The sequence below is a fragment of the Paenarthrobacter sp. Y-19 genome (assembly GCF_029223985.1).
Classification (GTDB): domain Bacteria; phylum Actinomycetota; class Actinomycetes; order Actinomycetales; family Micrococcaceae; genus Arthrobacter; species Arthrobacter nicotinovorans.
In genome coordinates this window covers 2,868,014-2,893,288 of record NZ_CP119414.1, presented here as the reverse complement: position 1 = coordinate 2,893,288, position 25,275 = coordinate 2,868,014, and the positions used below count along the sequence as shown (strand labels likewise).

The 25,275-nt window shown below is 62.5% G+C and carries 31 protein-coding genes; 30 read left to right on the top strand and 1 reads right to left on the bottom strand.

All coding sequences use genetic code 11. The features are described from left to right. The first annotated feature begins 23 nt into the window (after positions 1–23). The 3 genes from tuf to PYR64_RS13550 all read left to right on the top strand — a co-directional run bounded on the left by tuf (position 24) and on the right by PYR64_RS13550 (position 5,721). A complete protein-coding gene (gene tuf, locus PYR64_RS13560; protein ID WP_275775696.1) occupies positions 24–1,214 on the top strand; it encodes an elongation factor Tu in 1,191 nt (396 codons plus the stop codon). Positions 1,215–1,370: 156 nt separating this feature from the next. Beyond that, positions 1,371–5,567, top strand: coding sequence for a hypothetical protein (locus PYR64_RS13555; protein ID WP_275775695.1), 4,197 nt, complete (start codon positions 1,371–1,373; stop codon positions 5,565–5,567). Between the two features lie 28 nt (positions 5,568–5,595). Beyond that, positions 5,596–5,721, top strand: coding sequence for a hypothetical protein (locus PYR64_RS13550; protein ID WP_255520211.1), 126 nt, complete (start codon positions 5,596–5,598; stop codon positions 5,719–5,721). 71 nt (positions 5,722–5,792) lie between these two features. Here PYR64_RS13550 and PYR64_RS13545 read toward each other — a convergent pair whose 3' ends face one another. After that, positions 5,793–7,226: a GH1 family beta-glucosidase gene (locus PYR64_RS13545; RefSeq protein ID WP_018776686.1), complete on the bottom strand. Its 1,434-nt coding sequence runs from the start codon at positions 7,224–7,226 to the stop codon at positions 5,793–5,795. Positions 7,227–7,609: 383 nt separating this feature from the next. On the opposite strand from PYR64_RS13545, the gene rpsJ reads away from it, so the two are divergent. The 27 genes from rpsJ to PYR64_RS13410 all read left to right on the top strand — a co-directional run bounded on the left by rpsJ (position 7,610) and on the right by PYR64_RS13410 (position 25,258). Next, positions 7,610–7,918, top strand: coding sequence for a 30S ribosomal protein S10 (gene rpsJ, locus PYR64_RS13540; RefSeq protein ID WP_003803825.1), 309 nt, complete (start codon positions 7,610–7,612; stop codon positions 7,916–7,918). A gap of 17 nt (positions 7,919–7,935) precedes the next feature. Then, positions 7,936–8,586 carry a 50S ribosomal protein L3 gene (gene rplC / locus PYR64_RS13535; protein WP_018776685.1) on the top strand — a complete coding sequence of 217 codons (651 nt, stop codon included), beginning with the start codon at positions 7,936–7,938 and terminating at the stop codon, positions 8,584–8,586. A 4-nt stretch (positions 8,587–8,590) separates the two neighbouring features. Next, positions 8,591–9,208 carry a 50S ribosomal protein L4 gene (gene rplD, locus PYR64_RS13530; protein WP_018776684.1) on the top strand — a complete coding sequence of 206 codons (618 nt, stop codon included), beginning with the start codon at positions 8,591–8,593 and terminating at the stop codon, positions 9,206–9,208. Next, the gene (rplW, locus tag PYR64_RS13525) at positions 9,205–9,510 is read left to right on the top strand and encodes a 50S ribosomal protein L23 (protein WP_011775593.1); all 306 of its coding nucleotides are present in this window, start codon (positions 9,205–9,207) and stop codon (positions 9,508–9,510) included. Before rplD ends, rplW begins: the two co-directional genes overlap by 4 nt. 29 nt (positions 9,511–9,539) lie before the next feature. Continuing rightward, a complete protein-coding gene (gene rplB, locus PYR64_RS13520; RefSeq protein ID WP_011775592.1) occupies positions 9,540–10,379 on the top strand; it encodes a 50S ribosomal protein L2 in 840 nt (279 codons plus the stop codon). 12 nt (positions 10,380–10,391) lie between these two features. Then, positions 10,392–10,673, top strand: a complete 282-nt coding sequence (rpsS, locus tag PYR64_RS13515) for a 30S ribosomal protein S19 (protein ID WP_011775591.1) — start codon at positions 10,392–10,394, stop codon at positions 10,671–10,673. Between the two features lie 39 nt (positions 10,674–10,712). After that, positions 10,713–11,078: a 50S ribosomal protein L22 gene (rplV, locus tag PYR64_RS13510; RefSeq protein WP_018776683.1), complete on the top strand. Its 366-nt coding sequence runs from the start codon at positions 10,713–10,715 to the stop codon at positions 11,076–11,078. Beyond that, positions 11,079–11,900: a 30S ribosomal protein S3 gene (gene rpsC, locus PYR64_RS13505; RefSeq protein ID WP_011775589.1), complete on the top strand. Its 822-nt coding sequence runs from the start codon at positions 11,079–11,081 to the stop codon at positions 11,898–11,900. Continuing rightward, the gene (gene rplP, locus PYR64_RS13500; protein WP_003803795.1) at positions 11,901–12,317 is read left to right on the top strand and encodes a 50S ribosomal protein L16; all 417 of its coding nucleotides are present in this window, start codon (positions 11,901–11,903) and stop codon (positions 12,315–12,317) included. A 2-nt stretch (positions 12,318–12,319) separates the two neighbouring features. After that, entirely contained in the window at positions 12,320–12,640 is a 321-nt protein-coding gene (rpmC, locus tag PYR64_RS13495) for a 50S ribosomal protein L29 (RefSeq protein ID WP_014922387.1), read from the top strand. Further along, positions 12,637–12,933, top strand: a complete 297-nt coding sequence (gene rpsQ, locus PYR64_RS13490) for a 30S ribosomal protein S17 (protein ID WP_011775587.1) — start codon at positions 12,637–12,639, stop codon at positions 12,931–12,933. The genes rpmC and rpsQ overlap by 4 nt, the downstream gene beginning before the upstream one ends. A gap of 353 nt (positions 12,934–13,286) precedes the next feature. Then, complete coding sequence (gene rplN, locus PYR64_RS13485) at positions 13,287–13,655, top strand: 50S ribosomal protein L14 (RefSeq protein ID WP_003803789.1); 369 nt, start codon at positions 13,287–13,289, stop codon at positions 13,653–13,655. 3 nt (positions 13,656–13,658) lie between these two features. Further along, positions 13,659–14,018, top strand: coding sequence for a 50S ribosomal protein L24 (rplX, locus tag PYR64_RS13480; protein ID WP_018776682.1), 360 nt, complete (start codon positions 13,659–13,661; stop codon positions 14,016–14,018). Further along, a complete protein-coding gene (gene rplE / locus PYR64_RS13475) occupies positions 14,018–14,605 on the top strand; it encodes a 50S ribosomal protein L5 (protein WP_018776681.1) in 588 nt (195 codons plus the stop codon). Before rplX ends, rplE begins: the two co-directional genes overlap by 1 nt. Before the next feature lie 78 nt (positions 14,606–14,683). Continuing rightward, positions 14,684–15,082: a 30S ribosomal protein S8 gene (gene rpsH / locus PYR64_RS13470; protein WP_011775584.1), complete on the top strand. Its 399-nt coding sequence runs from the start codon at positions 14,684–14,686 to the stop codon at positions 15,080–15,082. An 18-nt stretch (positions 15,083–15,100) separates the two neighbouring features. Then, positions 15,101–15,637: a 50S ribosomal protein L6 gene (gene rplF, locus PYR64_RS13465; protein ID WP_018776680.1), complete on the top strand. Its 537-nt coding sequence runs from the start codon at positions 15,101–15,103 to the stop codon at positions 15,635–15,637. Between the two features lie 3 nt (positions 15,638–15,640). After that, on the top strand, positions 15,641–16,024 hold the full coding sequence (rplR, locus tag PYR64_RS13460) for a 50S ribosomal protein L18 (protein WP_018776679.1): 384 nt from the start codon (positions 15,641–15,643) through the stop codon (positions 16,022–16,024). Between the two features lie 29 nt (positions 16,025–16,053). Further along, positions 16,054–16,725: a 30S ribosomal protein S5 gene (gene rpsE / locus PYR64_RS13455; RefSeq protein ID WP_179128297.1), complete on the top strand. Its 672-nt coding sequence runs from the start codon at positions 16,054–16,056 to the stop codon at positions 16,723–16,725. 2 nt (positions 16,726–16,727) lie between these two features. Next, a complete protein-coding gene (rpmD, locus tag PYR64_RS13450; protein ID WP_018776677.1) occupies positions 16,728–16,934 on the top strand; it encodes a 50S ribosomal protein L30 in 207 nt (68 codons plus the stop codon). Then, the gene (gene rplO, locus PYR64_RS13445; protein ID WP_018776676.1) at positions 16,934–17,416 is read left to right on the top strand and encodes a 50S ribosomal protein L15; all 483 of its coding nucleotides are present in this window, start codon (positions 16,934–16,936) and stop codon (positions 17,414–17,416) included. Before rpmD ends, rplO begins: the two co-directional genes overlap by 1 nt. Positions 17,417–17,603: 187 nt before the next feature. Beyond that, positions 17,604–18,914: a preprotein translocase subunit SecY gene (gene secY / locus PYR64_RS13440; protein WP_039242402.1), complete on the top strand. Its 1,311-nt coding sequence runs from the start codon at positions 17,604–17,606 to the stop codon at positions 18,912–18,914. A 5-nt stretch (positions 18,915–18,919) separates the two neighbouring features. Next, positions 18,920–19,489 carry an adenylate kinase gene (locus PYR64_RS13435; RefSeq protein WP_018776674.1) on the top strand — a complete coding sequence of 190 codons (570 nt, stop codon included), beginning with the start codon at positions 18,920–18,922 and terminating at the stop codon, positions 19,487–19,489. Between the two features lie 110 nt (positions 19,490–19,599). After that, on the top strand, positions 19,600–20,643 hold the full coding sequence (locus PYR64_RS13430; RefSeq protein WP_055971671.1) for a 3-oxoacyl-[acyl-carrier-protein] synthase III C-terminal domain-containing protein: 1,044 nt from the start codon (positions 19,600–19,602) through the stop codon (positions 20,641–20,643). Between the two features lie 62 nt (positions 20,644–20,705). Further along, positions 20,706–21,437 carry a glycosyltransferase family A protein gene (locus PYR64_RS13425; RefSeq protein WP_018776672.1) on the top strand — a complete coding sequence of 244 codons (732 nt, stop codon included), beginning with the start codon at positions 20,706–20,708 and terminating at the stop codon, positions 21,435–21,437. Then, positions 21,437–22,636, top strand: coding sequence for a cytochrome P450 (locus PYR64_RS13420; protein WP_275775681.1), 1,200 nt, complete (start codon positions 21,437–21,439; stop codon positions 22,634–22,636). The genes PYR64_RS13425 and PYR64_RS13420 overlap by 1 nt, the downstream gene beginning before the upstream one ends. Then, positions 22,629–24,350, top strand: a complete 1,722-nt coding sequence (locus PYR64_RS13415) for a class I adenylate-forming enzyme family protein (protein WP_275775679.1) — start codon at positions 22,629–22,631, stop codon at positions 24,348–24,350. Before PYR64_RS13420 ends, PYR64_RS13415 begins: the two co-directional genes overlap by 8 nt. Next, complete coding sequence (locus PYR64_RS13410; protein ID WP_275775678.1) at positions 24,347–25,258, top strand: NAD(P)-dependent oxidoreductase; 912 nt, start codon at positions 24,347–24,349, stop codon at positions 25,256–25,258. The genes PYR64_RS13415 and PYR64_RS13410 overlap by 4 nt, the downstream gene beginning before the upstream one ends. Positions 25,259–25,275: the final 17 nt, after the last annotated feature.

The following is a 25,275-nucleotide window of genomic DNA, read 5'->3' as shown; positions in this document are numbered from 1 at the left end:
TGAAATCGTTCTAGGAGGAACCTGTGGCAAAGGCAAAGTTCGAGCGGACTAAGCCGCACGTCAACATCGGCACCATTGGTCACGTTGACCACGGTAAGACGACGCTGACTGCCGCCATTTCCAAGGTGCTGTACGACCAGTACCCGGATCTCAACGAGCAGCGCGACTTCGCGTCGATCGACTCCGCTCCGGAAGAGCGCCAGCGCGGTATTACCATCAACATCTCCCACGTGGAGTACCAGACCGAGAAGCGCCACTACGCACACGTAGACGCCCCCGGTCACGCTGACTACATCAAGAACATGATCACCGGTGCTGCCCAGATGGACGGCGCAATCCTCGTGGTTGCTGCAACCGATGGTCCGATGGCTCAGACCCGTGAGCACGTTCTGCTCGCCCGCCAGGTTGGTGTTCCCTACCTGCTGGTCGCACTGAACAAGTCCGACATGGTTGATGACGAAGAACTCCTCGACCTCGTCGAAATGGAAGTTCGTGAGCTCCTGAGCTCGCAGGGCTTCGATGGCGATGAGGCTCCGGTTGTTCGCGTTTCCGGTCTCAAGGCTCTGGAAGGCGACCCGGTTTGGGTCAAGTCCGTCCAGGATCTGATGGCAGCTGTCGACGAGTCCGTTCCGGACCCCGTACGTGACCGCGACAAGCCGTTCCTGATGCCGATCGAAGACGTCTTCACGATCACCGGTCGTGGAACCGTTGTTACGGGCCGCGCCGAGCGTGGAACCCTCGCCATCAACTCCGAGGTCGAGATCGTTGGCATCCGCCCGATCCAGAAGACCACGGTTACCGGTATCGAGATGTTCCACAAGCAGCTCGACGAAGCATGGGCCGGCGAGAACTGTGGCCTCCTGCTCCGCGGTCTCAAGCGCGACGATGTCGAGCGTGGCCAGGTTGTCGTCAAGCCGGGTTCCATCACCCCGCACACCGACTTCGAGGCAAACGTCTACATCCTTTCCAAGGACGAAGGCGGACGTCACAACCCGTTCTACTCCAACTACCGCCCGCAGTTCTACTTCCGTACCACGGACGTAACCGGCGTTATCACCGTGCCGGAAGGCACGGAAATGGTTATGCCTGGCGACAACACTGAGATGACCGTTGCGCTCATCCAGCCGATCGCTATGGAAGAGGGCCTCGGCTTCGCTATCCGCGAAGGCGGCCGCACCGTTGGTTCGGGACGTGTCACCAAGATCATCAAGTAGTCACTGCTTGTAGATCGGTGATCTCCCGGCCCAGCCGGTAGTTTGCTCGGAAGAACCCCACCGCTTCTGTGGTGGGGTTCTTCTTTGCTATTATTTATCTATCGAATGGATAAAACACTGGTTGACGCCCTATGCCAGTGATACCGAGGAGTCGCAATGAACGCCCTGCTGATCGTGATGCTTCTTGCCATAGCCGGGGTGGTCGGCAATGCATTGGGCCGGAGCCAAGGGCGCCGGGCGGCGCTTCGCGATGGTACCCGCCCCGGGATGCCGAGCGCCCAGTACCAGGCGGGCTACCTGGCCGGACATATGGCAGGTTGGCGTGACGCCGAGGCCAAGCGCCAAGGGAGCAGTGCACAGCCACCGGCACAGTCTGCGCCTGCCGCTGTCCTGCCCACGAGCCAGGGGACTGTTGCACCCCAGCGCGTCCCTGTGCCGTTCCCACCCGGGCGCCCTTCGTATGCAGGGCCAGCGCCCGTACATCAGCGGCCGGCCCAGCCGGCAGGAGCCCCGGTGCAGGGGCCGCCACCGGTGCAGGGTCCGCCCCCGGTGCAGGGACCACCGCCGGTGCGGGAGTCGCCCGCAGAGGTGGCGGCGAGGAAAGCCCGCCGCGACCAACAGAACATCAACATCACCCTCTATGTCGCTAGCCTCCTGTTGGTGGCCGCGGGGGCCCTGTTTGTAGGAACCAGCCTTCCGGAACTGTTCCGTTTCGCGGGGATCTGGTTCATCACGGCGTTGTTCTACGTCTCGGGATTGGTTATCCATGCGAAGATCCCGCGACTGCGGCCGGCGGCCACGGCCTTTGTAGGGACCGGACTCGCCCTCATTCCCGTTACCGGCCTTGCCATGTACAACTTCGTTCTGCACAACGGCCCCGCTGCCTGGCTGGCCACCTCATTGCTGGGGACCGCGGTCTATGCGTATACGGCGGTCAAGTTGGACAACAAGATCCTGGCCTACTTGTCGATCAGTTTCGTTGTCTCCACCGCATGGTCGGGAGTCTCCATCCTTGGCGGTGCGCTGGTGTGGTATTTCACTGCGCTCATCGGTGTTGCCATCGTCCTGACATTGGGTGCGTTGCTTCGTCCACGTTGGATTCCTCCGCTATATGTGCGCCCCCTGATGTTGCTGCACCCCTATGTTGTTCCGCTGGTGGCCTTGGCAGTAACCTGCACGCCGCACCTTTTGTCCCACGGTGAGTATGCCCTGGTGATGCTGATGTGTGGTTGCTACTTCACAGTGATGGTCCTGGTGCCCCGCGCCCGGTACAGGCTTCAACACTTCTATGCGGCCAGGGCGGCGCTGACCCTGTCCCTCCTGGGTCTGGTGTGGGATGCCACAGCCGACGTCAGCGCAGTGCTGCTGGCGGCGGTGCTCTGCCTCGGCGTCCAGTCACTGGGGGTTGCGTTCGGTGGCGCCATGCTGGCTCCCAGCCTGCGATGGAATGACGCGGTGTCGTGCTGGGGCCTGCAACTGGCGGCCGCCGCCGTACTGACGGCGGCTCTGGGCTTCGGCAACTTCGATCTCCCCGTCCAGATGCCCCTGTACGTGAGCATGGTGACCTCCATGGTGTTGGGTTGGAGGCTTGCCAGGGGTCCGGTGCCCACCGCCGCTGTCCTTTTTGCGCCAGCTGCCGTAGCGGGGAACGGCCTCGTCTTCGCAGTCCTGTTGGGGGCACTGCCGGTTGCCGTGCTCTTGGCAGCGGCTGGTTCCTACTGGCTTCTGACCGCTTTGCTTCGACCAGCAGCCAACCGTCAGCACTTGGTCCTGGCTGGCCGGATAGCACTGACCGCGGCCGTCCCCAGCACTGTGGCAGCCATCTTTGAGTACAGCCAGGAAAGGGCTGCCTACACCCTGCTGGCGCTCATTGCTGCGGCGGCCGTTCAGGAACTTGGCAGTGCAATAATGAGGCGGCGCGGTGTCCGGCTTGTGGCACCGCAGGCGACTGCAGCTGTGTTCGGGGGCGTCGCGATGGCCACGCTCCTGCTGCTGCCCTTCGTTGACCACGCCGCGGGGCGTCCGAGTGTTTCGGTGGCGGTTCTTCTGGTCCTGGCCGCGGGGCTGGCCTCCGGAATGCTGCTTTTGCCCTCGGGAAAGGGCATCGGAACCGGCCGGGAGACGTGGACGCCAACCGTCGGGGAGGTGCTGGCCCCCGTCACTGCCAACGTTGCCGGTGCCGTAGCCGCCGCTGCTGTATCGCTCACATTGGCGAACTTGGTGCTCCTGGTAACAACCGCATACTTCGGCGTTACCGCGCTGCGGGTCCGGTCGGCGAATCCTCGCCAAGGGTACTGGTGGCTTGCACGTGCTGCCGGAACCTTGCTGATGGCCTCTGCCTATGTGGACGCGCTGCGTGGTGGGTGGAACGTGCAGACCGCGGGGGAGACCCCTGGGATTCCGCTTGTCGTAGCAGTTGCTGCAGCATTGCAGTTGGCATTCCCCCTGACAGGCCGGTTCCAGCAAAGGTTCCCGCGGGCTTCCGTGGTGGACGCAGCGGTGACGGTCGCGGTCATGGCGGGAGCCACCACCGCATTGTCGTTTGCTGTGGCAGCGGGAGGGTGGTTGCCCAGGGACAGTTGGCAAGCAGGGGTGGCAGCCGTCGCCACCGCTTTCGCTGCGGCGGCGTGCACCGTGGCCCTGCGTGGTCGCGCTGGCGCCTGGATTTTTGCTCCGGCCGCGTTGGCACTGCTTGTGCCGCTTCGGCTCGGGTACGTCCGCGACGTCGAGATCCTCCTGGGCGTCTTTGCCGGCTGCAGCGCCGTCATGATGGGCCTGGCCCGGGATTCCCGCATACGTGGCGCCTATCTGCTGGGGCTTCGGATTCTCGGGGCGTCCCTCATTACCGTAGTGGTGGCGGACGCTACGGACTCGTCGGCCGCTGTGACCATCGTGCTGGCCCTGCTTCTGCTGCTCCAGCACCTTGTGACCTTGTATCTGCGTCACCGCCACGTTGATGTTGCCTTCCAACAGCCGACGACGTGGGCCGCCTTGGGTGCGCAACTGTTGCTTCCTTTGGCCTACTTGGCGTCCGGGAATTACGACGGCGGTGGCCGTTGGGTGGTTATGGCCTGCTTGGTCATCGTCCCGGCAGCGGTGGCTATCGCCTGGCGGTTCCTCGGGCTCCGTGGCGCCCAATACCTGGGTGCCGCTGCTGTCGGGGTCCTGGTACTGGTTTCGGGGCCGGCGCTTCGATTCCCTTCTTATACGTGGCTGGCCCAGCCGCTCTTGAATGGGTCGCAGGTGCCAGTGGCCTTGTTCGGACTCGCTGCTTGCCTGGTTGTCTTCCGGATTGCCTTCCCGTCGCGGATCCAAAAGCCTGGCTCGACGACCCTGATCGCGGCGGAGCGCTGGTTCTGGTTGGCGTCGTCGCTGGCCTTCGTTCTCGTCGGCGTCGTGCTGACCTTGCGCATTGACTACGCCCTGACCGGGTTGTCGGTGCTGACACTGGCCGGCGTCCTGTTCGCTGCCTCCCACGTGGAACGCCTGCCTCGTCTCTACGCTGCGGCCGCACCAGCGGCCCTGTTCGGTGCGGTACCCGCCGTCGAGGGCTTGCTCCGCAACCTGCCGTCGGACGTGTGGGCCCACTACGCCGTCTGGCTCCTGGGCGCCGGAGGTACGGCAGCCGGCTTGTACGCGGCGAAGGTCTTTGGCCCGCCTGCGATTCGCCGTCAGCTATGGCGCCAGAGATCCCTGGCCGGCACCGCGGTCGCCGGCCTGGCGACCGCGGCGGTGGCGGGCATGATCCACGACGAGACTGCCCTGATGGCCTTCGTAGTGGTGTTGGCTGCGGGCGCAGTGGTGGTGGCTGAACTTCCCCGAGGGAAATGGCTGGCCGGAGAAGTTGCCGGGGTGATAGCCGTGGCTGCCCTGCAGCGGGCCTTGCTGTTCGTTGGTGGTGCCAGCCCCGACTGGTTCTGGACTGCCCAGTGGTACGTCGTGGCAGCTGCTGTTTTGGCAGGACTGCGCTACATCAGGGGACAGCGCGGGGAAGGCCTGCTGCGCCTGTGCATCGGAGCCGGGATCCTATCCCTGACATCCGCGGGCACCATCTTTGGTGGAAGCTCCGGGCAGCAACTTTATGTACTTGTGGCACACGTGGTGCTGCTCGCCGTGGGACTTGTCGTAGCCGAGCGCCTGCTGGTGGCTTGGGGGGCCATCGGCGTGGTGCTGAGCATCATGTGGGCGCTTCGCACCTATGCCTTCGCAATGCTGGCCCTGGTAGCCGTGGGCCTCATTGTGCTTGCGGTGTGGCGCTTGAACCGTAAGCCGCCCGCTGGTCCCCAAGGCCCGGCCGCCGGCGATGGTTCGGATGACACGGCGTCCTCGCGGGGCTATGGTGGCGTCCGATAGGGTTGGATTCTACGAAGAGGAGCACGGTGTGGAATTCCTGATTTTCCTGGCAGTGATAGCGGCCATCGGCGGTGGGGTGCTGTGGGGGCGCAAGAACTTCCGGCAAGAGATCGAGCGTGCCAAGCGCATCCGGCGCGCCAACAAGAACCAGTAGCTTCGGGCGGTGACGCCGGCTGCCTGACCGGCGCCCGCGGTCAAACCCGATAGCGATTTAACCCCGCTGCGCTACTCGTTGCGGCTACGCGCGCGAGCCAGCGCCCTGAGCCAGTAGAACGATTCCTTCGGGGTCCGTTCCAGGGTTTCAAAGTCCACGTGGACCAGGCCGAACCTCTGCGAGTAGCCCGCTGCCCACTCGAAGTTGTCCAGGAGCGTCCACACGTAATAACCGCGCAGATCCACGCCTTCCGCAGCGCCGCCGGGACCCGTCGCGGTGACGGCGTGGCCCAGATGCTCAGCCAGATACGCGATGCGGTTGGTGTCCGGGACAGGTCCGTCGACATGGGCGGGCTCCGGAAAACTCGCGCCGCCCTCCGTGATGAAAATTGGTGGCAGGGCCTCCCCGTACCGCTGCTTCATCTCCTGGAGAACCGTGGCGAGTTGTTCCGGGGCCTCGGGCCAGCCGAAGCCGGTGGTCTCGTACTCTTGGTAGGCGGCAAGGTGGAAAGGGATATTGGCCATCTCTTCTGCCTGCCCGGTAGGGATCTCGGCAGGCCCCCGCCCGGAAGCCACCTTGATGGGGTAGTAGTAGTTCAAGCCGTAGAAATCCAAGGGCTGGTTTATTGTCTCGAGGTCACCGTCGAGCACGGGACCCAGGGAGCGGAACCAAGGCCACAGGGGAAGCGAAGGCTTGGGGTATTGGCCAAGAAGGACCGCGTCGGCGTAAATGCGGTTCAGTATCAGGTCCAGGGCCTCAGCCATCAGACGGTCCGAGAGCCGGTTGCTGGCCGGCCGCACGGGGGAGTGCATATTGGACAGGCCGATCTTGCCCTTAGCCCCCTCTGCCCTGAGTGCTTTGACTGCCAGGCCATGGCCCAGCAGCTGATGATGGGCTGCAGGCAGGCTGTCGAACAGGAGTTGGCGGCCCGGGGCGTGCGCACCCAATGCGTAACCCTGCAGGGTAACGGAAACGGGCTCGTTCACTGTGACCCAGTGGTCCACCCGGTCGCCGAACCGGCGTGCGGCCACAGCGGCATACTCGGCGAGCCTCTGGGCAGTGTCCCTGTTCATCCAGCCGCCCTCATGTTCAAGGGCCAACGGGGTGTCCCAGTGGTACAGGGTGACCATGGGTGAAATGCCGGCGGCCAGGAGCTTGTCCAACAAACGGTCGTAGAAGTCCAGGCCGCGCTGGTTGACCGCGCCTCGACCGTCGGGTTGGATCCTCGGCCATGACAATGACAAACGGTAGGAATCGACGCCCAGCTCCTGCATCAGGGCTATGTCTTCATCCGCGCGGTTGTAATGGTCGCACGCCACGGTGGGGGAGCCGCCGTCGACGATTGCTCCTGGCTTTTCCGCGAAAGCGTCCCACCCGGACGGGCCGCGTCCATCAGCCGTGAGGGAACCCTCTATCTGGAAGGCGGCCGCCGCTACCCCTAACGTGAAACCAGGCCGCAGGCGTGCAGCGAGATCTTCCACTGAGCCTGAATCCTGGACGGACATGCCACCATCATCCCCAGTTGGCGGGGGTCGGGCAATGCCCAATGCGGGCCGATTGGCCTTTGCTCCGGATTTCCGCCATACTGGATGAGTTGTTCAAGCGCTTCTTCGTGTCCCGATCCGGATAATGCCGGGTGTCAGGGTCCAGGTTGAAGCCCAAACATAACCCTGAACCCCATGGAATGCGGTCGAGTCTGCGTGGAAATCGCGACACGCCCGACCGCGGGGGTCGGTGCGCCGGCAGGTTGAGGAACCCGGGAATATCCGGATTCAGCTTGTGCGGCGTGTGGTGGTAAAACCTCAAACGCCTCGGCGGCCACATCAACAGGTAAGTAAACAGAGCAGCCCTAACTAGAGCAGCACTAGCTGAAAGAGAGTCAGGCGACATGGCGGGACAAAAAATCCGCATCCGGCTGAAGTCATATGACCACGAGGTCATTGATGTTTCAGCGCGGAAGATCGTTGAGACGGTCACGCGCGCAGGCGCAACGGTAGTCGGCCCGGTGCCGCTGCCCACGGAGAAGAACGTTTACTGCGTTATTCGCTCTCCTCACAAGTACAAGGACAGCCGTGAGCACTTCGAAATGCGTACTCACAAGCGTCTGATCGACATCATCGACCCCACGCCGAAGGCCGTTGACTCGCTTATGCGTCTCGACCTGCCTGCAGACGTGAACATCGAAATCAAGCTCTAGGGAGGTGCTGAGAGACTATGACCGCAACCCGTAACGTAAAGGGCCTGCTGGGCACGAAGCTCGGCATGACCCAGGTCTGGGACGAGAACAACAAGCTCATCCCGGTAACTGTCGTCCAGGCTGACTCCAACGTCATCACGCAGCTGCGCAACGCAGATGTCGATGGCTACGTCGCCGTCCAGATCGGCTACGGCCAGATCGACCCCCGCAAGGTCACCAAGCCGCTGGCTGGTCACTTTGAAAAGGCTGGCGTTACCCCTCGCCGCCACGTCGTCGAACTGCGTACCGCAGACGCCGCATCCTACGAGCTGGGCCAGGAGCTCTCTGTTGAGATCTTCGAAGCCGGCCAGAAGATCGACGTCGTCGGCACCTCCAAGGGTAAGGGCTTCGCCGGTGTTATGAAGCGTCACGGCTTCCACGGCGTTGGCGCTTCCCACGGTGCCCACAAGAACCACCGTAAGCCTGGCTCCATCGGTGGCGCATCCACCCCGAGCCGCGTCTTCAAGGGCCTGAAAATGGCCGGCCGCATGGGCGCCGAGCGTCACACCACGCTGAACCTCACGGTTCACGCTGTTGACGTTGAGAAGTCGCTGCTCCTTATCAAGGGTGCCGTCCCCGGTGCCCGCGGCCAGGTCGTACTCGTACGCACCGCCGTGAAGGGAGCCTAGTTCAATGACTAGCACTGTCAAGGTAGACCTGCCTGCAGAGATCTTCGACGTCCAGACCAACGTGCCGCTGCTGCACCAGGTCGTCGTCGCACAGCTCGCTGCTGCTCGCCAGGGTACTCACAAGACGAAGACCCGCGCCGAGGTTTCCGGTGCAGGTCGCAAGCCGTTCAAGCAGAAGGGCACCGGCCGCGCCCGTCAGGGTTCCATCCGTGCTCCTCACATGACCGGCGGTGGCGTTGTCCACGGTCCGACACCTCGTGACTACAGCCAGCGCACCCCCAAGAAGATGAAGGCTGCTGCACTCCGCGGCGCCCTGTCTGACCGCGCCCGCAACGGACGCATCCACGTCATCGCTGAACTGGTAGCCGGCACCAAGCCGTCCGCCAAGGACGCACTGGCTTCGCTGCGCTCTGTCACTGAGCGCAAGAACCTGCTCGTCGTTATCGAGCGCGCCAACGATGTTGCTGCACTTTCCGTGCGCAACCTCCAGGATGTTCACGTTCTGTACGCAGACCAGCTGAACACCTACGACGTGCTCATCTCCGACGACGTGGTCTTCACAAAGGCTGCTTTCGAGGCGTTCGTCGCTGACAAGGCAAAGAACGAGGAGGCCTCCAAGTGAGCGTAACCACCATCAAGGATCCGCGCGACGTCGTGCTTGCACCCGTCGTTTCGGAAAAGAGCTACGGTCTGATCGACGAAGGCAAGTACACCTTCCTGGTGGACCCTCGCTCGAACAAGACCGAAATCAAGCTGGCCGTAGAGAAGATCTTCTCGGTCAAAGTTGACTCGATCAACACCATCAACCGTGCCGGTAAGCGCAAGCGCACCAAATTCGGCTGGGGACAGCGCAAGAGCACCAAGCGTGCGATTGTCACCCTCAAAGAAGGCACAATCGACATCTTCGGCGGTCCGCTCGCGTAGCGGAGACCACTTTAACGAGGAAATAAATTATGGGAATCCGTAAATACAAGCCGACTACCCCGGGCCGTCGCGGCTCGAGCGTAGCCGACTTTGCTGAAATCACGCGATCGACTCCGGAAAAGTCGTTGCTGCGTCCGCTGCACAAGACCGGCGGCCGTAACAACTCCGGTAAGATCACCACCCGTCACAAGGGTGGTGGGCACAAGCGCCAGTACCGTCTGATCGACTTCCGTCGTCACGACAAGGACGGCATCAACGCCCGCGTTGCCGAAATCGAGTACGACCCGAACCGCACGGCTCGCATCGCACTCCTGCACTACGTTGATGGCACCAAGCGTTACATCATCGCCCCCAACAAGCTGTCCCAGGGTGACTTCGTCGAGGCTGGCCCCGACGCTGACATCAAGCCGGGCAACAACCTGCCGCTGCGCAACATCCCGGTTGGTACCGTAATCCACGCAGTTGAACTGCGTCCGGGTGGCGGCGCCAAGATGGCACGTTCCGCAGGTGCTTCGGTACAGCTCGTTGCCAAGGAAGGTCGTTTCGCCCAGCTGCGTCTGCCCTCCGGTGAAATCCGCAACGTTGACGTGCGCTGCCGCGCAACCGTCGGCGAGGTCGGCAACGCAGAGCAGTCGAACATCAACTGGGGCAAGGCCGGCCGCATGCGCTGGAAGGGCGTTCGCCCGACCGTCCGTGGTGTAGCCATGAACCCGGTTGACCACCCGCACGGTGGTGGTGAAGGTAAGACTTCCGGTGGACGTCACCCGGTTAACCCGAACGGCAAGCCTGAGGGCCGTACCCGCCGTCCGAACAAAGAGAGCGACAAGCTTATTGTTCGTCGCCGCCGTACTGGCAAGAACAAGCGATAGGAGCCTGGACACATGCCACGCAGCCTGAAAAAAGGTCCTTTCGTTGACCAGCACCTCTTTGTGAAGGTCGCACGGGAAAACGATAAGGGCACCAAGAACGTCATCAAGACCTGGTCCCGTCGTTCGATGATCATCCCCGACATGCTCGGGCACACGATCGCCGTACACGACGGACGCAAGCACATCCCGGTGTTTGTCACAGAGTCGATGGTCGGGCACAAGCTCGGCGAATTCGCTCCCACGCGGACATTCCGCGGCCATGTTAAGGACGACCGTAAGGGCAAGCGCCGCTAAGGCGCCTGACTTTACGTCTTAGACGAGAGAAGGAAAGCAATGGAAGCCAAGGCTATTGCGCGTCACATCCGCGTAACGCCTATGAAGGCCCGGCGCGTCGTCAACCTTGTTCGTGGTAAGCAAGCGAATGAGGCTCTGGCAATTCTGAAGTTTGCCCCCCAGGCAGCTTCGGAGCCGGTATTCAAGGTACTTCAGTCGGCAATGGCCAACGCACGTGTCCTCGCGGACCGTGACGGCGTTGCATTCGACGACAGCGACCTGTTCATCAGCGAAGCATTCGTTGATGAAGGCCCGACCATGAAGCGGTTCCAGCCGCGTGCCCAAGGCCGCGCCTACCGCATCAGGAAGCGGACCAGCCACATCACGTTGGTCGTGGCAACCCCCGAGAAAGAGGAGGCTCGCTAAGTGGGACAGAAAGTAAACCCGCACGGGTTCCGACTCGGCATCACCACCGACCACGTTTCGCACTGGTTCGCTGACAGCACCAAGCCCGGACAGCGCTACAAGGACTTCGTCCGCGAGGACATCAAGATCCGTCAGCTCATGTCCACCGGCATGGAGCGCGCCGGCATCGCCAAGGTCGAGATCGAGCGCACCCGTGACCGTGTCCGCGTGGATATCCACACGGCACGCCCGGGCATCGTCATCGGTCGCCGCGGCGCCGAAGCAGACCGCATCCGCGGCGAGCTCGAAAAGCTCACGGGCAAGCAGGTCCAGCTGAACATCCTCGAGGTCAAGAACCCCGAGATGGAAGCACAGCTTGTTGCCCAGGGCATCGCTGAGCAGCTGACTTCCCGCGTGGCTTTCCGGCGTGCGATGAAGAAGGCAATGCAGTCCGCACAGCGTGCGGGTGCCAAGGGCATCCGTGTTGCTTGCTCGGGTCGTCTGGGTGGCGCAGAAATGTCCCGCTCGGAGTTCTACCGCGAAGGCCGTGTGCCCCTGCACACCCTCCGCGCGAACATCGACTACGGCTTCTACGAAGCCAAGACCACCTTCGGCCGCATCGGTGTGAAGGTTTGGATCTACAAGGGTGACGTAACCGCCAAGGAACTGGCTCAGCAGGCAGCTGCTGCTCCGTCCCGTGGCCGTGCAGGAGACCGTCCGGGCCGCCCGGGTGGCGACCGCCGTCGTCGTAACGACCGTCCGGCAGCTGAGGCAGCACCTGCTGCCGTTGAAGCACCGGCCGCTGAAGCTGCTGCCCCCGCAGCAGAAGGAGGACAGGCTTAAATGCTTATCCCACGTCGAGTCAAGCACCGTAAGCAGCACCACCCGGGACGTTCCGGCGCTGCTACGGGCGGCACCAAGGTCAGCTTCGGTGAGTACGGTATCCAGGCCCTGAGCCCGGCATACGTAACCAACCGTCAGATCGAGTCCGCTCGTATCGCGATGACCCGCCACATCAAGCGTGGCGGCAAGGTCTGGATCAACATCTACCCGGACCGTCCGCTGACGAAGAAGCCTGCTGAAACCCGTATGGGTTCCGGTAAGGGTTCTCCGGAATGGTGGGTCGCAAACGTCAAGCCGGGCCGGGTTCTCTTCGAACTCTCCGGTGTCAATGAAGAGGTAGCTCGCGAGGCCCTGCGCCTGGCAATCCACAAGCTGCCGTTGAAGGCACGCATTGTGCGTCGCGAAGGTGGTGAATAGAAATGGCAGTAGGGTCGAAGGATCTCGCACCCGCACAGCTGGACGGTTTCGACAACGAGCGTCTCGTTGAAGAACTCCGCAAGTCCAAGGAAGAGCTGTTCAACCTGCGTTTCCAGTCCGCCACCGGACAGCTGGAGAACCACGGTCGCCTGCGCGCGGTAAAGAAGGACATCGCACGCATCTACACCGTTCTCCGTGAGCGCGAGCTGGGCATTCGTGCCGAGGTTGCCGCACCGGTTGTGGAAGCCAAGGAAGAAAAGAAGTCCAAGAAGGCTGCCAAGGCTGAAAAGGCCGAGGTTGAAGCTGGAGAGGACGCCAAGTGAGCGAGAAGGAAACTGTGACGGAAGCAGCAGCCAGCGCTGAACAGCGCGGTTACCGTAAGACGCGTCGCGGCTACGTTGTCTCTGACAAGATGGAAAAGACCATCGTTGTTCAGGTTGAAGACCGCGTAAAGCACGCTCTGTACGGCAAGGTTATTCGCCGCACCTCGAAGATCAAGGCTCACGACGAAGAGAACACCGCCGGCATCGGCGACCTCGTTCTCATCTCTGAGACCCGCCCGCTGTCCGCTACCAAGCGGTGGCGTCTGGTGGAGATCCTCGAAAAGGCCAAGTAAATCCGACGCCGGGCACGCCTGGCAGAGATTCACTGGAAAGGCCCGCATTCCCTATGGAATGCGGGCCTTTCCGCTTTCCCGGCCGGTTCGGTTACTGGCCCTGAACGTGCTAGGATATTGAGTTTGTATGGCGCCACTTGTGCGTCGTCCACTACCTCGTAAACAATCGTGCCGCTGCATACAGCCCCGCGCAGAGTTTTCTGCAAGGGAAGCTGATGCTTGTGGCACGGGCGTTTAGGCCTGTTCTGGCAAAATCCAGGCAGGTCAAGAGACACCCCGATCAACCGTTCCGCAAGGCTCATTCCGTATGCATGATTTCGGTCTGAGAACCGGCGCGACGCAAGGAGTAGAAATTGATTCAGCAGGAGTCGCGACTCAAGGTCGCCGACAACACGGGTGCTAAGGAAATCCTTACCATTCGCGTTCTCGGTGGATCCGGTCGTCGCTACGCAGGCATCGGCGACGTCATCGTCGCCACCGTCAAGGACGCTATCCCTGGCGGCAACGTAAAGAAGGGTGACGTCGTCAAGGCTGTCATCGTTCGTACCAAGAAGGAACGCCGCCGTGCGGATGGTTCCTACATCAAGTTTGACGAAAACGCAGCTGTGATCCTGAAGAACGACGGTGACCCCCGCGGTACCCGTATCTTCGGCCCGGTTGGTCGTGAACTTCGCGACAAGAAGTTCATGAAGATCGTTTCGCTGGCCCCGGAGGTGCTTTAGTCCATGGCTAAGATCAAGAAGGGTGACCTCGTTCAGGTCATCACCGGCGCCAAGCAGGAACGCGGCGGCGACCGCGGCAAGCAGGGCAAGGTCCTGCGCGTATTCCCGGCCACCAACCGCGTGCTGGTAGAGGGAATCAACCGCGTCACCAAGCACACCAAGGTCGGTCAGTCGCAGCGCGGCACCAAGACCGGTGGCATCGAGGTCGTTGAGGCCCCGATCCACGTTTCCAACGTTGCTCTGGTTGACCCGTCGACCAAGAAGCCGACCCGTGTTGGTTTCCGTCTCGACACCGTTGAGAAGGATGGCGCTACCAAGACCGTCCGTATCCGCGTGTCCAAGGCCACCGGGAAGGACATCTGATGAGTGAAACACTGTCTGAGACCACTGTCGCAAACAAGATCGTTCCGCGTCTGAAGACGAAGTACGCAGAGACCATCAAGAAGTCGCTGCAGGACGAATTCAACTACGCGAACGTGAACCAGGTTCCCCGCCTGGTGAAGGTTGTTGTGAACATGGGTGTTGGAGATGCCGCCAAGGACTCCAAGCTGATCGACGGCGCTGTCCGCGACCTCACCCTCATCACCGGCCAGAAGCCGCAGGTAACCAAGGCCCGCAAGTCGATCGCACAGTTCAAGCTGCGCGAAGGCATGCCGATCGGTGCACACGCAACTCTGCGTGGAGACCGCATGTGGGAATTCGTGGATCGTCTGGTTTCGCTGGCTCTGCCGCGTATCCGTGACTTCCGCGGCCTCAACGGCAAGCAGTTCGACGGTAACGGCAACTACACCTTCGGTCTGACCGAGCAGGTTATGTTCCACGAAATCGACCAGGACTCCATCGACCGCGTACGCGGCATGGACATCACGGTTGTCACCACCGCCAAGACCGACGACGAAGGCCGCGCGCTGCTCAAGGCGCTTGGTTTCCCGTTCAAGACCGAAAACTAACTACGTGACAGGTCCGACCGCGCAGGCTCGTAAGGGCAAGCGCAGCGGAAACCGGTACGAGGAAGGGCTATAGCCCAAATGACTATGACAGATCCTGTCGCAGACATGCTCACGCGTCTGCGCAATGCAAACTCGGCATACCACGACACTGTGTCCATGCCGTACAGCAAACTGAAGGCACGCGTTGCCGACATCCTGAAGGCTGAAGGCTACATTGCCGGCTGGAAGGAAGAGGACGCCGAGGTTGGCAAGAAGCTGACCATCGACCTGAAGTTCGGTCCGAACCGCGAGCGTTCCATCGCTGGCGTCCGCCGCATCTCCAAGCCGGGTCTCCGCGTTTACGCGAAGTCCACCAACCTGCCTCACGTGCTGGGTGGCCTGGGTATCGCAATCCTGTCCACCTCTTCCGGCCTCCTGACTGACAAGCAGGCCGGCAAGAAGGGCGTGGGCGGCGAAGTCCTCGCGTACGTCTGGTAACGGGAAAGGAAGAGAATAATGTCACGTATTGGACGTCTCCCCATCACCGTTCCTGCCGGAGTTGAGGTCAAGCTCGATGGCTCCGTCATCAGCGTCAAGGGTTCCAAAGGCGAGCTGAGCCACACTGTGGCCAGCCCGATCGAGGTCTCCCTGGAAGAGAACACTCTCACGGTCACCCGCCCGAACGACGAGCGCAACTCGCGTTCGCTGCACGGCCTGACCCGCACCCTGATCGCCAACATGATCCAGGGCGTTACCGAGGGCTACGAGAAGAAGCTTGAAATCGTTGGTACCGGTTACCGCGTTCAGGCAAAGGGTTCTGACCTGGAGTTCGCTCTGGGCTACAGCCACCCGGTTAACGTCTCTGCACCCGAAGGCATCACCTTCGTAGTAGAGGGTCCGACCAAGCTCTCTGTTGCGGGTATCAACAAGCAGCAGGTCGGCGAGGTTGCTGCCAACATTCGCAAGCTGCGCAAGCCCGACCCCTACAAGGGCAAGGGTGTCCGTTACGCCGGCGAAGTCATCCGCCGCAAGGTCGGAAAGGCTGGTAAGTAAACCATGGCCATCGCAATTAACAAGAAGCGTACGAACAAGAGCAAGTCGGCTGCACGCAACCGTCGCCAGCTTCGTATCCGCAAGCGCATCACCGGTACGGCTGCACGTCCTCGTCTGGTCGTCAACCGTTCGGCACGCCACATGTTCGTCCAGGTTGTCGATGACAGCAAGGGTGTAACCGTGGCTTACGCTTCCACTCTGGAAGCTGACCTTCGTGCACTTGACGGAGACAAGACTGCCAAGGCCAAGCGCGTCGGCGAGCTCGTTGCCAAGCGTGCAAAGGCTGCAGGCGTCGAAGCTGTTGTCTTCGACCGTGGCGGTAACAAGTACCACGGCCGCATCGCCGCCGTCGCTGACGGTGCTCGCGAAGGTGGGCTGGCACTGTGACCGTTGAAAATAACGAAAAGGACATTCAGGTGACTGAAGCTGTAGCTGCTGAAGCAACTGAGACCGCACCCGCTACCGATGACCGCCGCGGCGGACGTCGCGGCGAGCGTGGCGACCGTGGCCAGGGCCGCGGCGACCGTGGTGGCCGTGGTGGCCGCGACGGCGGTCGTGAAGCCGAGAAGAGCCAGTTCGTAGAGCGCGTTGTCACCATCAACCGCGTTGCCAAGGTCGTCAAGGGTGGTCGTCGCTTCAGCTTCACCGCACTCGTCGTCGTCGGTGACGGCAACGGCATGGTCGGCGTTGGCTACGGCAAGGCCAAGGAAGTTCCCGCTGCTATCGCAAAGGGCGTAGAAGAGGCCAAGAAGTCCTTCTTCCGCGTTCCCCGCGTTGGCAACACCATCCCGCACCGTGTGCAGGGTGAGGCTGCTGCAGGCGTTGTCCTGCTGCGTCCGGCTTCCGCCGGTACCGGTGTTATCGCCGGTGGTCCGGTCCGCGCGGTATTGGAGTGCGTGGGTATCCACGACATCCTCTCCAAGTCGCTCGGTTCTTCCAACGCGATCAACATCGTTCACGCGACCGTTGCCGCTCTGAAGCAGCTCGAAGAGCCCGCTTCCGTGGCTGCCCGCCGTGGCCTGCCGCTGGACGAGGTTGCTCCTGCTGCTCTGGTGCGCGCGCTCCAGAACCAGAAGGCAGGTGTTTAGTCATGGCTAAGAACCTGACTCCCTCCGACGCCAAGTTGGAGATCACCCAGATCAAGGGCGTCATCGGCGCCAAGCAGAACCAGATCGCCACCCTTCGGTCCCTCGGCCTGAAGCGCATCGGACACACCGTTGTCCGTACCGCTGACGCCGTGACCGTTGGCATGCTGAACACGGTTCCGCACCTCGTGAATGTAGAGGAGGCGAAGTAATGGCAGAGAACAAGACCGCCGCAGAGGCTGCTGAGAAGCAGAACACTCTGAAGGTCCACCACCTGCGTCCCGCCCCGGGTGCCAAGACAGCCAAGACCCGTGTTGGTCGTGGTGAAGGCTCCAAGGGTAAGACCGCTGGTCGCGGTACCAAGGGTACGAAGGCCCGCTACCAGGTAAAGGCTGGCTTTGCCGGCGGCCAGCTGCCGCTGCACATGCGCCTGCCGAAGCTGCGCGGCTTCAAGAACCCGTTCCGGGTTGAATTCCAGGTTGTAAACCTGGAGAAGCTCAACGAGCTGTTCCCGGAAGGTGGCACCGTCACCGTTGAGTCCCTGGTAGAGAAGGGTGCCGTTCGCAAGAACCAGCCCGTAAAGGTGCTCGGCACCGGCGACATCACCGTCAAGGTTGACGTCACCGTGCACGCATTCTCTTCCAGCGCTGCGGAAAAGATTGCCGCAGCAGGCGGATCCACCACCGCCCTCTAAGGGTTTGTGGGGCATCAGCCCGCTGTAACAAAGAATCCCGGTATGCGGGGCTTCGGCCCCGGATACCGGGATTTTTTTGGTGGTTGTGGACTCTCGATTATTCCGACGGCGTCACAAGCAGTTAGACTCGGTTGTTGGGTTTCATTGAGCCCGACCACATCCTTGTACTTTCTACTCAGGAGGACGCTTGCTAAGCGCATTCGGCCGGGCGTTTCGGACGCCTGATTTGCGACGCAAGTTGTTGTTCACGCTGGGAATCATCACAATCTTCCGCTTGGGAGCTTTCATCCCCTCGCCTGGTGTGAACTACCAGAATGTCCAGCAATGCTTGAACAACGGTGACACCTCGCAGGGCATCTACCAGCTGGTGAACTTGTTCAGCGGCGGCGCGTTGCTGCAGGTCTCGATCTTTGCCTTGGGCATCATGCCCTACATCACGGCGAGCATCATCGTGCAGTTGCTCCGGGTGGTTATTCCCCGGTTCCAGCAGCTGTACGAAGAGGGCTCATCGGGGCAGTCCAAGCTGACGCAGTACACCCGGTACCTCACCATCGCACTGGGCCTGCTGAACGCCACAACCCTGGTCTCCTTGGCCCGCTCGGGTCAGTTGCTGCCCGGCTGCAACCTGCCGATCATCCCCGATGAGAGCATCATCACCACCCTCCTGCTCATCATCACGCTGACAGCGGGCACGGGCCTGATCATGTGGATGGGCGAGCTCGTCACCGAGCGCGGCGTCGGCAACGGCATGTCGCTGCTGATCTTCACCTCCATCGCAGCCGGCTTCCCCCGCTCACTTGGCTCCATCTGGGAGACCAAGGGCCCGGGAACCTTCTTCATCGTTCTTGCCATCGGCCTGCTTACGGTGGCCCTGGTGGTTTTCGTGGAGCAGTCGCAGCGCCGTGTTCCGGTGCAGTATGCCAAGCGCATGATTGGTCGTCGCACCGTGGGCGGCACCAGCACCTACATTCCCATCAAGGTGAACATGGCCGGCGTCGTGCCCGTCATCTTCGCTTCCTCCATGCTGTACCTGCCCGGCTTGATTTCGCAGTTCAACCAGCCGAAGCCAGGGGAGCAGATGGCCCCGTGGGTTGAGTGGATCAATAACAACCTCACCCGTGGCGACCATCCCATCTACATGGCGCTTTACTTCGCCATGATCGTGTTCTTCACCTACTTCTACGTAGCCATCACCTTCAACCCTGAAGAAGTGTCGGACAACATGAAGAAGTACGGCGGGTTCATTCCGGGCATCCGGGCGGGTAAACCGACCGCGGACTACCTGCAGTACGTGCTTTCCAGGATCACTTTGCCTGGAGCCCTCTACCTGGGCTTCGTGGCGTTGATTCCACTGGTTGCACTCGTCCTGATCAATGCCAACCAGAACTTCCCGTTCGGTGGCACGTCAATCCTGATCATGGTGGGTGTCGGCCTGGAAACCGTCAAGCAGATTGATGCGCAGCTACAACAACGTCACTACGAAGGGCTTTTGCGATGACGAGAATGCTGATCATTGGACCTCCCGGTTCGGGCAAGGGTACGCAGGCTGAGCGGATTTCGGAGCGCCTCGGCGTAGTCGCAATCTCCACCGGCGACATCTTCCGTGCCAACGTCAAGGGTGAAACGCCCTTGGGTATCGAAGCCAAGAAGTACATGGACGCCGGTGACTTCGTTCCGGACAGCGTCACGAACAACATGGTTCGCGATCGACTGAGCCAGAGCGACGTCGAGAACGGCTTCCTGCTCGACGGCTACCCGCGCACCACCGCGCAGGTTGACTACCTCGACCAGATCCTCGCTGAGGGTGAGCAGGAGCTCGACGTCGTGCTCCAGCTGACCGCGGATGACGAAGAACTGGTTGCACGCCTTCTGGGCCGTGCCAAGGAAACGGGACGTTCGGACGACAACGAGGCCGTGATCCGTCACCGTCTTGACCTCTACCACGAGCAGACCGAAGCCGTTGTGGCCAAGTACGCTGAGCGCGGCATCCTTACTCAGGTGGATGGCATCGGCGGTATCGATGAAGTTACCGACCGCGTGCTCACAGCCATCGAGTCGGCCAAGGCTGTCTAGCGTTTTTCCACATAGCCGGGGAACCGGAGCTGGAGTGAAGGGTGTGTCCCGTACCATGGGTGCGGGACACACCCTTTTTCGTTGAAGCGGCACATTCTTGGGGGAAGCGCATGCAGACAGCTCTGTCAGGACGTAGCCGGATTTCGGGGCTTGAGGTCTACCTGCCACCGACGCGGCTGGATACGGCCGCCGTCGAACGCCGCATTGCCGAATCCAGCCCTGGCTTCCGCGTGCCGACGGGTCTGATTGGCCGGGTCACGGGAATCCGCTCCAGGAGTGTCATGTCCCCGACGGAGCAGGCGTCGGATCTGGCCGCCAACGCCGCTGCCAAGGTCCTGGCGGAATGCGGATTGCAGGCACCTGACGTGGACCTGCTGGTCTTTGCCTCTGCCAGCCAGGACATGGTCGAACCCGCTACGGGACACATGGTGGCAGCGAAACTGGGACTTTCATGCCCTGTGATGGACGTCAAGAACGCCTGCAACAGTTTCCTCAACGGTATGGAGGTTGCCGACGCTTTGATCGCCGGAGGGCGCTATGGGAGGGTTCTGGTGGTCACGGGGGAGTCGCCTTCCCGGGCGGTGCGGTGGTCGGTGCCGGACTTCCCGACATTCGCCTCCAGCTTCCCCGGGTACACCATGAGCGACGGCGGCGCAGCAGTGTTGCTGGAGGCCGCGGTTGATCCCGCCGCAGCTGCAGACGGGGCGGCCGGAATCCTGGCCATGGGCTTCACCGCGCGAAGCAGCCATTGGTCCGTGGGTACCTTGGCGGCGGGAGGGTCGGCCTTCCCCCGTGATCCAGAGGCCAGCTACTTCAACATGGACGGGGAAAAGCTCAAGGATGCGTTCTTGGACCTCGGCTCCGACATCCTTGATGCGACTCTCGCGGAGATGCACCTCGCGTGGACGGACTTCGCTGTCGTCTGCGTACACCAGGTCAGCGCACCGTACCGGCAAATATTCGCCGAAGGTGCCGGTGTGCCTGCGGAACTGCTGGTTCATTCCGTTGAGGACTTCGGCAACCTCGCCTCCGTCAGCCTTCCATTGCAACTGAAGCTTGCCGTGGACAGTGGCAGGGCCGGACCCGGGGACCTGGTGGCATTGGTCGGTTTGGGCGGCGGCGTGAGCCTGGGAATGGCGGTGGTGCGGCTGTGAGCCCGCAAGAGGTGCGCAACAGGCTTGCGAGTACGGCTTCCACAAAGTCCTTATGCGTGGCCATGCCGATGCTCAATGAAGAGAAGCTGGTACGGCAGGCACTGGATTCGCTGGCGGCGCAGACGTTTCAGGATTTCACGGTAGTGGTGGTGGACAACGGTTCCACGGATCTCAGCTGCGCCATCGTGACTGAGTTCGCGTCAGCGCACCCGGGGATGGATATCCGGTTGGTTCACGACAGCGAGAAGGGCACGGGCGCGGCAGCTGATACCGGCATGCGCTTCGGCGTGGAGCACGGTGCGCGGTGGCTGGCCCGCACCGATGCCGATTGCCTGGCCGCACCGGACTGGACAGAGCGGATCATGGCTGCATTCGATGACGGCCTGGAGCTGGTTGCCGGACAGCTGAATCCCAGGGAGGACGAGGGCATAACTGCCCGTGAGCGGATCATGATGTTGTTGGCCGTCGAGGTGGCGTCGTTCTTCGGCCGGATCCGCCCGGGAAACAAGGGCGAGGGATACTTGGGTCCGTACCAGATGCTTCCTGGTTGCAACATGGCCATCACAGCAGACATGTATCACCGCTCCGGGGGTTTCCCCAGGACCAGGATCGAAGATCTCCATGAGGACCGCGCCTTGTCCAACCGGGTGCGTAAACTGACGCGTAATTACGCCCTGCGACGCGATGTTGTGGTGTTCGGTTCCTCCCGACGGGTCAAAGCGTGGGGGCTGAAGAACACTCTCGCCTGGTACGCGGACCACCGGTACCGCCCCGAACACGTGGATATCCGGTGATGCGGGGCCTTGCAGCGATCAACCTGCAGAGTACGGCGGAACGTTGGGAGCGCCGCGTCCATCTGGGAGCCCACCCCGTGTTGTATCCCGTGATCCGCGGCCTGGGTGCCATGCGTCCTGTGGTTCGTATCCCGGGACTCGGTGTGCTGGTCAGCGAAGCGGGACTGGTTCGGGAGGTGCTGATGAGCCAGGACGCCTACGTCAAGAACGGCCCATCAGGCTCGGGTGCGCTGTGGACCCCCGTTGTGGGGCCCAAGGCCTTGGTGAACATGGATGGTGAGGAACACAGGCTGCTGCGGCGGCGCCTGGGTGACCTTTTCACTCCCCGCTCCGTGGAGGGCATCGTGGAACCGGCAGCGGCAGTTCTGAAGGCGCGCCTGCACGGTGATTTGGACGCGCACGGCCGCGTGGATCTGGTGGACTGCGTCAAAGAACTGGCCGGCGGGGTCATCTCGCGCCTGCTGGGTGTCCCCGACGATGCCCCGGGGAGGCTGGCGGACAGGGAGCTTTTCGACCTCGGCTCCTCCATCTCGTCGCTTGTCCGCCTGGGCCGGCCGACGCTGACGGCGGGCCAAGTGGCCAAGGGAAAATCCGCCGTCGCGGTTTTGGCTGGACCGGTCCGGACGGCGTACGGGGAAAGCGACCCGGGTACCTTCCCCGGCAGGCTGCGTGAGCTCGGTATGTCAGAGGACGAAGCCATGGGCATCATCAGTGCGTTCGTGATGGTGGGCACTGAGACGCTGGTGTCGTTTGTGCCAAGGCTGGTGGCGTTGCTTGCTGACAGTGGACGGCTCAGTGAACTGGCCGCGGACAGGTCCGTTGTTCCGGCCGCCGTCAACGAGGCCCTGCGCTTCACGGTTCCTTCGCCCATGATGCTGCGGGACGCAGTGGTTGATGGATCCATAGGCGGTACGAAGGTCTTCGCCGGGGACAGGATCCTGCTCTCAACCATCCACGCAGCCAAGAGCCTGGGTGGATTTGATCCGGCACAGGCGACACCACAGAAGGCACGTCAACTGTGGTTCGGTGCCGGACCGCATTTCTGTATCGGCATGCCGCTTGCCATGGCGGAAATCAACACGACGCTTGAGATGCTCCTGGACATGTACGCCCAGCGGCCGTGGTTGATCGCTGCCCGCCAGGTCAGCAGGGGAGTGCTGATTCCCGGGTATCGGAAGTTGGAGTTGGCCCATGCCTGACGAGACACCCGGCCTACCCCTGATGGCAGAGGATCTGATCACCGCCGTCTATGCCGTGGCGGACCGTGTTCCGGACCGTCCCGCCATCACGGCACCAGGCAAAAGCCGGCTACCGTGGGCACGGCGGAGAAACGACGGCGTCCGGCCCGGTCGTACCATCACGTACCGCGAGTTGGTGGATGGCATTGAGGCCACGGCCCGGCGTTTGCAGGATGACGGATTCGGGACAGGGGAGCGGATGCTCTTCTCGGTCCGTCCCAGTCCCGAAGCGTTCATTCTGGCACTTGGAGCGGTCCGGGCGGGCGGCTCCGTGGTGTTCATCGATCCCGGCATAGGGCCTTCGCTCTTCCGGGACCGGGCAGAACTCGCTGCGCCGCGCTGGGCCGCGTCGGAGTCACTCCTGTATGCCGTCAGCGCCAGGAGCCCGCTCCGTCCCATCGCACGCGGCCGCGGCCTGCTGCTCCCGGACTACGGGGCCATGGATGTCCGCCACTACTACTCCGGGCCGTGGCTCCCCGGCGTCCCCCGCGGCGCTTCGCCGGTAAAAGGGCTTGCGGCAACACTCCCTCAGGGGCAAGAGTCCGCCAGACCCACAGAAACGGTGACCGAACAGGAAGCGGTGATCATCTTCACCTCCGGTACCACCGGCTCACCCAAAGGGGTCATTCACACGAGGGGTTCCCTGGCAGCAGGTTTCGGGCAATTATCGACGCGTTGCAGCTTCGGTGAGGGGGACCGGATCCACTCCGAGCAGCTCATGATGGGCCTTCCGGCCTTGATCGCCGGCGCCCACTGGACGATGCCCGGTTATGGTTTCTCGGCTCACATCGACCCGCTTCGCCTGGCCGGCGAGTTGGGTGCCGTGGCCGGCAAAGAAACGTCGTACGACGCCGCCACGCACCTTTTCCTGGTGCCCTCCCAACTGGCGCCCATCCTGGACGCCATCGAAGACGGTTCCGTCACTCTGCCCGCGACACTGAGAACAGTGATGCTGGGGGCCGCCCCCATCCTTGCTCCCTTCCTTGAACGGGCAATGAAGCTCCTGCCCGGGGTCGGGTTCAAACTCATCTACGGCATGACCGAGGTGCTGCCCATCGCCATTGCCGATGGCCGGGAGAAACTGGCCTTCGCGTCCGGCGCCGAAGCCGGGTTCACTGCGCCCGATGGCAGCGGTGAGGGCGACTTCCTCGGGGAGCCGCTGCCCGCCGTCGGGATCCGCGTAACAGCCGACCACGAGCTGTTCGCCCGTGGGCCGAACATGTGCCGTGGCTACTTGGGCGAGGACCCCATGGTGGAGCACGCCACTGGCGACCTCGTCCGGCTGGACCACGGAGGAACCGGTGCGCCCAGGCTGGTCATGATCGGACGCAAGAAGGACATGATCATCCGGGGTAAGACAAACATCTACCCCGCGTTGTATGAGCCGGTCATCGCAGCTGTGCAAGGGGTTCGGACTGCCGTCATGGTGGGGGTACCGGACACTATCGGAGACGAGGCGGTATGGCTGGCGGTGGTCCCTGAACCGGACCAATCCGCTGTTGAGCTGAAGTCCCGGCTGGCCAGGGAACTGCCCATGCTCATCGACGAGTCCGCCCTTCCGGACCATATCGAAGTCGTGGAATCCATCCCATCCTCCGGCAGGCACAGGAAGCCGGACCGGGTGGCCCTGCGCGGGATGTTTGCCGCACGCCGGGACCCGGGGGAGGCCACGTGAGGATTGCAGTGACAGGCGCGACGGGGTTCGTTGGAGGAGCCGTGGCGGATGCGGCGGAAGCCCGTGGCTGGGAAGTCGTCCGCTATGCCCGCCGCCAGGGAGAGGGCTTGGAGTACTGGGACCTGGCGGGGCTGCCGCCTGCCCGGCTTCCGCGCGTGGATGCGGTTGTCCACGCCGGTGCCCACGTGGCCGACTGGGGAGAAGCTGCCGTTTTTCACCGGGCAAACGTCGAGGGGACAAGGGCGGTCGCCGAAGCGTTCGCCGGGACACGCCTGGTCCATATCTCAAGCTCCAGCGTCTATCCGTGGTGGGAACCATGCGTGGATCGTCCCGAAGATGAGGTTGCTGCGCGACACCTGAATGCCTATGGACGCAGCAAGGCTCTCGCCGACGTCGAAGCCAGGAAACACGGCGATGCCGTGGCACTGCGTCCCCACGCCGTGTACGGCCCGGGTGACCGGACGCTGTTGCCCCGCCTCGTCAGCAACATTCGTGCAGGGCGGCTGCTCAGCATCGGGCACCCCGGGGTGAAACATCAACTGACCCATGTAGACAACCTGGCACGGGCCGTCCTGGCCGCCTGCCAGTCGACGGTGCGTGGTGCGGTGAACGTGGGGGATGCCCAGCCTGTGGAGCTGGGGGCTGTATTGAGGCAGGTACTCGATGTTTCAGGACGCAGCGATGTCCCCGTCACCTACCTTCCGGAGCCCGCGGCCATGGCGCTCGCGGCCGTTTCGGAAGCAGCTTCGCGGGCTACAGGCCGTGCTCCGAAGCTGACCCGCTACGCCGTCAGCCAGGTAGGAAAGCAGCGGACGTACCGTTTGGACCGGCTGCGGGACGAGCTGGGAATCGAGCCAATTTCGACCACGGTCTCGGATGCGGGAAAATGGTTGGAGCACGGGGCCTGATCGGTCCCAACAGCAAA